The sequence below is a fragment of the Streptomyces sp. NPDC050619 genome, assembly GCF_040654815.1.
Lineage (GTDB): Bacteria > Actinomycetota > Actinomycetes > Streptomycetales > Streptomycetaceae > Streptomyces.
Genome location: NZ_JBFAIR010000089.1, coordinates 1 through 9,529, shown reverse-complemented (window position 1 = coordinate 9,529; position 9,529 = coordinate 1). Strand labels below are relative to the sequence as shown.

General features: G+C 72.7%; 2 protein-coding genes. Both read left to right on the top strand.

Annotated features, from left to right (window positions below):
• Window positions 1-6: 6 nt before the first annotated feature.
• On the top strand, window positions 7-8,502 hold the full coding sequence (locus AB0I77_RS52790) for an SDR family NAD(P)-dependent oxidoreductase (RefSeq protein WP_363290205.1): 8,496 nt from the start codon (window positions 7-9) through the stop codon (window positions 8,500-8,502).
• A gap of 2 nt (window positions 8,503-8,504) precedes the next feature.
• Window positions 8,505-9,529 (top strand): beta-ketoacyl synthase N-terminal-like domain-containing protein (locus AB0I77_RS52785; RefSeq protein WP_363290204.1); only part of this gene is annotated, 1,025 nt, incomplete at its 3' end.

The following is a 9,529-nucleotide window of genomic DNA, read 5'->3' as shown; positions in this document are numbered from 1 at the left end:
GGTGGCATGGTCTCGGTGGCGTTGTCGGCTGCCGAGGTCGGGGAACTCATCGCGGGATACGACGGCGCCATCGACATCGCCGCCAACAACGGGCCCCGCTCCGTCGTAGTGGCGGGCAGCGTGGACGCCCTCGATGAGCTCCTGGCCGACTGCAAGTCCCGGTCCATCCGCGCCAAGCGGATCCCGGTGGACTACGCCTCGCACTCCGCGCACGTCGAAGAGCTGCGGGACGAACTCCTGGATGCCCTGTCCTCCCTCACGCCGCGCGCCGTGCAGGTCCCCTTCCTGTCCACCGTCACCGGCGAGCCGCTCAGCGGTGAAGAGCTCGACGCCGCCTACTGGTTCACCAACCTGCGCCAGACCGTCCGCCTGGAGGACGCCACCCGGACCCTCCTGGAGCAGGGGCACCGCATCTTCATCGAGGCAAGTGCCCATCCCATCCTGACCGTTGCGCTCCAGGAGACCATTGACACCACCGAGTACGACGCCACAGTCACCCTCCCTTCGCTCCACCGTGACGAGGGCGGGCTCGACGACTTCCTCGCCTCCGCGGCACAGGCGCACGTCTGGGGCGCACCCGTCGACTGGACCGCCGTCCTCGGCGGGCCGGGCGCAGCGGTCGAGCTGCCCACCTACCCCTTCCAGCGCCGACGGCACTGGCTCGAGGGCGAGACCCTCGCCGGGGACGCGGGCGGACTCGGCATGGCCACCGAGCAACACCCGCTCATCGGTGCCGCGCTGTGGCTCGCCGACGAGGACAAGCTCGTTCTGAGCAGCCGCATCTCCCTGAGCACGCAGCCCTGGCTGGCCGACCACGCCGTGTCCGGCGCGGTGCTGCTGCCCGGCACGGCGTTCGTGGACCTCGCCATACGGGCGGGCGACCACACCGGGCTCGACCAGATCGACGAACTCACCCTGCAAGCACCGCTGGTGCTGAACGGGCGCCAAGGAGTGCAGCTCCAGATCGTCGTCGAAGCCCTCGACGAAGACAGTCGCCGCGCCCTGACGGTCCACTCCCGGCCGGAGCCAGGATCCGACGACGAGCCGGTCCACCCGTGGACCCTGCACGCCACCGGCGTACTGGGCCAGGCCGACGACAGCACGCCCGAACCGGCCACCGGGGCCTGGCCGCCGGCCGACGCGGAGTCCGTCGACCTCTCCGCCGCGTACGAAACGCTCGCCGAACGCGGCTTCGAGTACGGCCCCGTCTTCCAGGGCCTGCGTGCCCTGTGGCGCAGCGGCGCGGACCTGTACGCCGAGGTCGCCCTGCCGAAGGACATCCCCCCTGGCGAGTTCGGCATACACCCGGCGCTCCTCGACGCCGCGCTGCACCCGCTGGCGCTCGCCGAGGACGACCGCCTGGTGCTGCCGTTCGCCTGGACCGGTGTCCGTCTGCACGCCGGCAACGCCACCGTGCTGCGGGTGCGGATCACCCCCGCCGGCCGGGACGGCAGCAGGCTCGCCGTCGCCGACGCCGACGGTGCGCCGATCCTGTCGGTGGACGCGCTGAGCCTGCGGGCCGTCGACGCCGGCCGGCTGTCCGCCGCCGGCACGCCACGCAGGCCGGTGTACGAGGTCGAGTGGACGGCGGCGCCGGACACCACCGCCGTCACCGAATGGGCCGTGCTCGACGCGTCCGCGCCCGGACTGCCCGCCCCACTGGGCAGCTACTCCGACCTCGCCGGGATCGTCGGAACGCCGCCGCTGGTCCTGGTGCCCTTCTTCGGCGACGAGGGTCCGCGTGCCGCGGCGCACCGTGCACTGCGGTGCGCCCAGGAGTGGCTCGCCGACGAGCGGTTCGCCGGCTCGCGACTGGTCTTCGTCACCCGCGACGCGACCACCGCACACAGCGCGGAAGGACTCGCATCGGCCCCGGTGTGGGGGCTGATACGGACCGCGATCGCCGAGCACCCGGACCGGTTCGGACTCCTTGATCTGGCGGACCCGGACGTGGCGGCGACCGAACTGGGCCGTGCCCTTGCCGTGCCGGAGGCACAGGTGAGCCTCCGCGACGGCTCGGTGCTCGTACCCCGGCTCGCACGGTCCACCGGCTCCGGCAGCGCCGTCCCGGACCTGAACCCCGAGGGCACCGTACTGATCACCGGCGCCACCGGAACCCTGGGGCAGCTGTTCGCCCGGCACCTGGTCGCCGAACACGGTGCCCGGCACCTGCTCCTCGCCAGCCGCCGCGGCCGCGCGGCTGCGGGCATCCTGGAGCTCGAGGCCGAACTCACCGCACACGGTGTGGACGTGACCGTGGTGGCCTGCGACACGGGCGACCGCGAGGCCGTCGCCGCGATGCTCGCCGCGGTTCCCGCCGAGCACCCGCTGACCGCGGTCATCCACACCGCCGGCGTCCTCGACGACGGCACGGTGCGGTCCCTGACCCCCGCACAGCTCGACACGGTCCTTCGCCCCAAGGTCGACGCCGCCCGGCATCTGCACGAGCTCACCGCGGACCTGGACCTCGACGCCTTCGTGCTGTTCTCCTCGCTGGCCGGCACCGTCGGCGGCGTGGGGCAGGCCAACTACGCGGCGGCCAATGCCTACCTGGACGCACTCGCCCTCCACCGTCACGCCCAGGGCCTGCCGGGCACCTCCCTCGCCTGGGGCCTGTGGGCCGAGGGCAGCGGGATGACCGGGCACTTGACCCAGGCCGATCTGGCCCGCCTGTCCCGTGACGGCATCGCGCCGATCGGCAGCGAGGAGGGACTCGCGCTGTTCGACACCGCGATGGCGACCGGGCGGCCGGTGCTCGTGCCCGCGATGCTCGACTACACCGGACTGCGTGCCCAGGCCGCGGACGGCATGCTGCCCGCGCTCTTCGGCGGTCTCGTACGCGGCGCCCGGCCCGCCGCCACCGGCGAACGCGCCGTCGGCACCTCCCTTGCGGAACGCCTGTCGGCCCTGGCTCCCGAGGACCAGGACCGCACCCTGCTCGAGTTCGTACGCTCGGTCGTGGCCGTCGTACTCGGACACGACGACTCCGAACAGGTCGCGCCCGGCCGGGCGTTCAACGAGCTGGGCTTCGACTCGCTCAAGGCCGTGGAACTGCGCAACCGGCTCAACGCGGCCAGCGGTCTGCGACTTCCGGCGACGCTGGTCTTCGACTACCCGAGCACGGCCGAGCTGGCCGGGTATCTGCGTACCGAACTGCTCGGCACCGACGCCGACGCCGACGCCGCCGCCGGCGCCGCGGTGGCCGTGGCCGAACCGGTCGGCACCTCCACCGACGAGCCGATCGCCGTCGTCGCGATGGCCTGCCGCTACCCAGGGGCGGCCAACTCCCCCGAGGACCTGTGGCAGTTGCTCCTCGACGAGCGGGACGCGATCGGCCCCTTCCCGGACGACCGCGGTTGGGACCTCGACAGCCTGTACCACGCCGACCCGGACCACGCCGGCACCTCGTACACCCGGCATGGTGGATTCCTCTACGACGCACCGGAGTTCGACCCCGAACTCTTCGGCGTCAGCGCCCGCGAGGCCACCGCGATCGACCCGCAGCAGCGTCTGCTGCTCGAGGTCTGCTGGGAGGCCTTCGAGCGGGCCGGGATCGACCCGACCTCGCTCAAGGGCAGCCAGACCGGAGTCTTCGCCGGTGTGATGGCGAACGACTACGCGGCGCGGCTCAAGGTCGCCTCTCAGGCTCTGGAGGGCTATCTGTCCGTCGGCAGTACCGTCAGTGTCGCCTCCGGCCGGGTCGCCTACACCTTCGGGCTGCAGGGCCCCGCGATCACCGTGGACACCGCCTGCTCCTCGTCGCTGGTCTCGATCCACCTGGCAGCGCAGGCGTTGAGGAGCGGAGAATGCTCCCTCGCGCTGGCCGGCGGCGTGACCGTGCTTGCCGCCCCGACGCTGTTCGTCGAGTTCAGCCGCCAGCGTGGCCTCGCCCCCGACGGACGGTGCAAGTCCTTCTCCGCCGACGCGGACGGGGCCGCCTGGGCGGAAGGCGCCGGTGTCCTCCTCCTCGAACGGCTCTCGGACGCCGAGCGCAACGGCCGGCGGATCCTCGGCGTGATCCGGAGCACCGCCGTCAACCAGGACGGCGCCAGCAACGGCCTCACCGCTCCCAACGGCCCCTCCCAGGAGCGGGTGATCCGCCAGGCACTGACCAACGCGGGCCTGTCCACCGGGGACATCGACGCGCTGGAGGCACACGGCACGGGCACCACCCTGGGCGACCCGATCGAGGCGCAGGCCGTGCTCGCCACGTACGGACAGGAACGGGCGACGCCCCTGCTGATGGGCTCCCTGAAGTCCAACATCGGCCATGCCCAGGCCGCGGCCGGTGTGGCAGGTGTGATCAAGATGATCCAGGCGGTCCAGCACGGTGTGCTTCCCAAGAGCCTGCACATCGGCGAACCCAGCCCCCACGTCGACTGGTCGGCCGGAGCGGTCGAGCTGCTCACCGAAGCCCGGGAGTGGCCGGAGCTGAACCGTCCGCGCCGGGCCGCCGTCTCCTCCTTCGGCATCAGCGGCACCAATGCCCACGTCATCGTGGAGCAGCCGCCCGCCGCCGAGCCCACCCCGGCGGCCGAGCCGATGCCCGTGGTGCCGCTGATGCTCGCCGCGCACACCGAGGCCGCCCTGGTGGCCCAGGCCGACCAGCTGGGCTCGGCTCTCGCCGGACACGAGGACCTGGCATCGGTCGGAGCGACCCTGGCTTTCGGTCGCGCCGAACTGCCGCATCGCGCCGTGGTATTGGCGGCGACCGCGGACGAGGCGGTCGCCCAGCTCGCCGCGCTGCCCGTGCGCGGCACCCCGGTAGAGGGCCGCACGGCCTTCCTGTTCACCGGACAGGGCAGCCAACGGCTCGGGATGGGACGGGAGTTGTACGAGACGTACCCGGCCTACGCGCGGGCCCTGGACGCCGCCTGCGACGAGCTCGACCGGTGGCTCGAGCGGCCCGTGCGCGAGGTTCTCTTCGGTACGGACGCCGCGCTCCTCGACCAGACCGGCTGCACTCAGGCGGCGCTCTTCGCCACTGAGGTCGCGCTCTACCGACTGCTGGAGGAATGGGGTCTGCGGCCGGACTTCCTGGCCGGTCACTCCATCGGCGAACTGGCCGCCGCGCATGTGGCCGGTGTCCTCACGCTGGCGGACGCGGCACAACTGGTCGCCGCCCGCGGCCGCCTGATGCAGGCACTGCCGGCCGGTGGCGCGATGCTCGCGGTGCAGAGCACCGAGGAGGAAGTCCTTCCGCTGCTCGCCGGACGCGAGAACAGCGTGGGCATCGCCGCCGTCAACGGCCCCACCTCCGTGGTGCTCTCCGGAGACGCGGAGACCATCGAGAAGATCGGCGCCGAACTGACCGCCCAGGGGCGGAAGACCAAGCGGCTGCGCGTCAGCCACGCCTTCCACTCCCCGCACATGGACGCCATGCTGGAGAACTTCCGCACGGTCGCCGAGAACGTCAGCTTTGCCGAGCCCACCATCCCGATCGTCTCCACCCTGACCGGAGAGCGGGCCGACGCCGCGGAACTGACCACGCCTCAGTACTGGGTCCGGCACGTCCGCCGACCGGTGCGCTTCCTCGACGCGGTGCGCACCCTGCACGTCGAAGGCGTACGGACGTACGTGGAGATCGGCCCCGACGGTGTGCTGAGCGCGCTGGGGCAGGACATCCTCGACGAGGGGGCACTCCTCGTCCCGGTGCTGCGTGCGGGCCGCCCCGAACCGCACACCATCGCCACCGCCGTGGCCCAGGCGTACGTGCGGGGCGTCCCGGTCGACTGGCGCGCGCTGTTCGGCGGGCGGACCGCGGGGAGCGTGAACCTGCCGACCTATCCGTTCCAGCGGCAGCGCTATTGGCTCACCGAGGGCTCCGGTGCCGGTGACGTCGGTTCGGCCGGCCTCGACAGCGCGGGGCATCCGCTGCTCGGCGCCGCGGTGGCGCTCGCCGACTCCGACGGGGCTCTGTTCACCGGCCGGATCTCGGTGCGCACCCACCCATGGCTCGCCGATCACGCCGTGGCCGGAACCGTCCTGGTGCCCGGCACCGCCCTGGTGGAGCTGGCCGTGCACGCAGGTAACGCCCTCGGCTGCGAACGCCTGGAGGAACTCACCCTCCAGGCACCCCTGATCCTTCCCGACAGCGGCGCGCTCCAGCTGCAGATCACCGTCGGCAGCCCGGACGAGGACGGCCTGCGCGCGGTCTCCGTGCACTCGCGCGCGGACCAGGACGGCGCGGTCTGGAACAAGCACGCCACCGGTACCGTGGCCGCCGCCACCGACTCCCCGCCGACCGAGCTGACCGACCCGGCGCTCGCCGACTGGCCGCCCGCCGGCGCCGAGCCCCAGCCGGTGGCGGACCTGTACGACCGTCTGGCCGGGCAGGGGTACGGCTACGGCCCTGCCTTCCAGGGGCTGCGGGCGGCCTGGAAGGCAGACGACGAGATCTACGCCGAGGTGGACTCCCCGGTCGACTCCGGCGGGTTCACCCTCCACCCGGCGCTCTTCGACGCCGCGCTGCACGCGCTGCTCATCGAGGAGTCGACCGAACTCCGGCTGCCCTTCTCCTTCGCGGGGGTCCGGCTGAACGGCCAGGGGAGCGGCACCCTGCGGATCCGGCTCACGCCCGGCGAGGACGGGACCGTCGCGGTCACCGTCGCCGACACGTCGGGCACCGTCCTCGCCACGGTCGAGGCCCTCGCACTGCGGGCCGTACCCGTGCGGACGCTCCTTGCGGGCCGCGGCTCCGCGAACCTGCTGTACGGCGTGGACCGGGTCGCCGTGGGGCTCACGGCCGAGGCACCCGGCACCGTGGCCGTCCTCGGCCCGCAGGATCTCCTCGCCGGTGCGGACCACTATCCCGACCTCGCCGCCCTGGCCGCCGACGGCGCCGCGGCCGCGCCCGATGTGGTCGTCCTGCCGGTACGCCCCGCCGCCCCGGAGGAGACGGGCCAGGTCACCGAAGAGGTCCTCACGGTGCTGCGGCAGTGGCTCGACGCCGACGCCCCGGCCGCCTCGCGCCTCGCCGTGGTCAGCTCCGCGGAGCTGGCGCACAGCGCACTGTCCGGGCTCCTGCGGGCCGCACAGTCCGAACACCCCGGACGCTTCCAGCACGTCATCACGGACGGCCACCCCGGCAGCCGTGACCTGCTGGCCGCAGCCCTGGCCGACCCGCGCCCGCACCTCACCCTGAACGAGGGCAAGGCACATGTACCGCGGCTGACGAAGATCCAAGTACCGGGCGGGAAGGCCGAGTTCGACCCCGAGCGCACCGTGCTCATCACTGGCGGAACCGGCGCACTCGGCACGATCGTCGCCCGGCATCTGGTGACCGTCCACGGCGCCCGCCACCTGCTGCTGACCAGCAGGAGCGGCGGCGGCGACGAACTGATCGCCGAGCTGACGGAACTCGGCGCGCAGGTACGGGTCGCGACCTGCGACGCGGCCGATCGCGACGCGCTCGCCGCGCTGCTCGCCTCGATACCGGACGAGCATCCGCTCACCGCGGTCGTCCACGCCGCCGGCGTGGTCGAGGACGTCACGCTGGCGTCCCTGAGCCCCGAGAGCCTGGCCCGGGTACTGCGGCCGAAGGTGCGGGCGGCCTGGAACCTGCACGAACTCACCGCCGCCGCACAGCTGTCGAACTTCGTCCTCTTCTCCTCCGTCGCCGGCCTGCTGGGCAACGCCGGACAGGCCAACTACGCGGCGGGCAACACGTTCCTGGACGCACTGGCCGAGCACCGGCGCGCCGCGGGGCTGACCGCCACCTCCCTGGCCTGGGGCATGTGGCAGGACGGCATGGCGAACGCACTCGACCAGGCCGACCGCGCCCGCCTTGCCCGGGGCGGCGTCCTGCCGATGCCCACCGAGCAGGCACTCGCGGCCTTCGACGCGGCCCTCACCACCGGTACACCGGAGGGCGGCGAGGCCGCTGACCGGCCGGTCCTGGTGCCCGTGGCACTCGACCTCGCGGCACTGCGCGGCCAGGGCGAGGCACTGCCGGACATCTACCGGGGCCTGGTGCGCACCGAGCGGCGCGCCGGACCTACGGCGGAGGTTCCGCTGACGCGGCGCCTGGCCGGGCTCGCCGAGCCGGAGCAGCAGCGGCTCCTGCTCGACTACGTACGCGAACAAGTCGGCCTGGTCCTGGCCCACCCCGAGCCACAGCGCATCGATGCCCAACGCGGACTCCTCGACCTGGGCTTCGACTCCCTCACCGCGGTCGAACTCCGCAACCGCCTCAACACGGCCACCGGACTGCGGCTGCCCAGCACCCTCGTCTTCGACCACCCGACCACCGCGAACCTCGCGGAATTCCTCCGGGGCGAGCTGATCGGCGAGCCGACGGACCCCGTTCAGGCCGCCCTCGACGCTCTGGACGCCGCACTCTCGGCCGCCGGTTCGCCGGACGGCGAGGGCCCGGGTGCCGAGGTCGCCGCGCGGCTGCGCGGACTGCTCCGGACGGTGGACGGCGCCCCCGCCGGCGACGACATCGGCCTGGCGACCGACGACGAACTCTTCGCAACTCTCGACAACGAACTCGGCAGGTAGGCATGGACAACGAGCAGAAACTTCGCGACTACCTCAAGCGGGCGACGATCGATCTGCGCGAGAGCCGGCAGCGGGTGCAGGATCTGGAAGACCGCGCCCACGAGCCGATCGCCATCGTGAGCATGGCCTGCCGACTGCCGGGCGGCGTCACATCCCCCGAGGACCTCTGGGAGTTGCTCAGCACCGGCGGCGACGCCGTCGGCCCCTTCCCCGAGGGACGCGGCTGGGACCTGGAGAACCTCTACGACCCGGACCCCGACCACCTCGGAACCTCGTACACCCGTGAAGGCGGCTTCCTGTACGAGGCGGACCGTTTCGACGCCTCCTTCTTCGGCATCAGCCCCCGCGAAGCGACCACTGTCGATCCCCAGCAGCGGCTGCTCCTCGAGACCGCCTGGGAGGCCTTCGAGCGGGCCGGTATCGACCCCGCCGCGCTGCGCGGCAGCCGCACCGGCGTCTTCGCCGGTGTCATGTACGACGACTACGGCTCCCGGGTGCCGAACGCCCCCGAGGGCTTCGAGGGTTACATGCTCACCGGCAGCACCGGCAGCATCGCCTCGGGTCGTCTCGCCTACACCTTCGGTCTCGAAGGTCCCGCGGTGACGATCGACACGGCGTGCTCGTCCTCGCTGGTGGCGCTGCACCTGGCGGCGCAAGCGCTGCGCCAGGGAGAGTGCACGCTCGCCCTGGCGGGTGGCGTCACGGTCATGGCCACGCCCGGCACCTTCATCGAGTTCAGCCGTCAGCGGGGTCTGTCGCCGGACGGCCGGTGCAAGGCGTTTGCGGCGTCGGCGGATGGCACGGGCTGGGCCGAGGGTGTGGGTCTGCTGGTGCTTGAGCGGTTGTCGGACGCGGAGCGCAACGGTCACAAGGTGCTTGCGGTGGTGCGGGGTTCGGCGGTCAACCAGGACGGCGCCAGCAGCCAGCTCACCGCGCCGAACGGTCCGTCGCAGGAGCGGGTGATCCGTGCGGCGTTGGCGAATGCGCGGTTGTCGGCGGCGGATGTGGATGCGGTGGAGGCGCACGG

Excerpts from the sequence above, each read along its gene's own strand:
- AB0I77_RS52790 (WP_363290205.1), top strand. The coding sequence starts at position 7 with ATGGTCTCGGTGGCGTTGTCGGCTGCCGAGGTCGGGGAACTCATCGCG.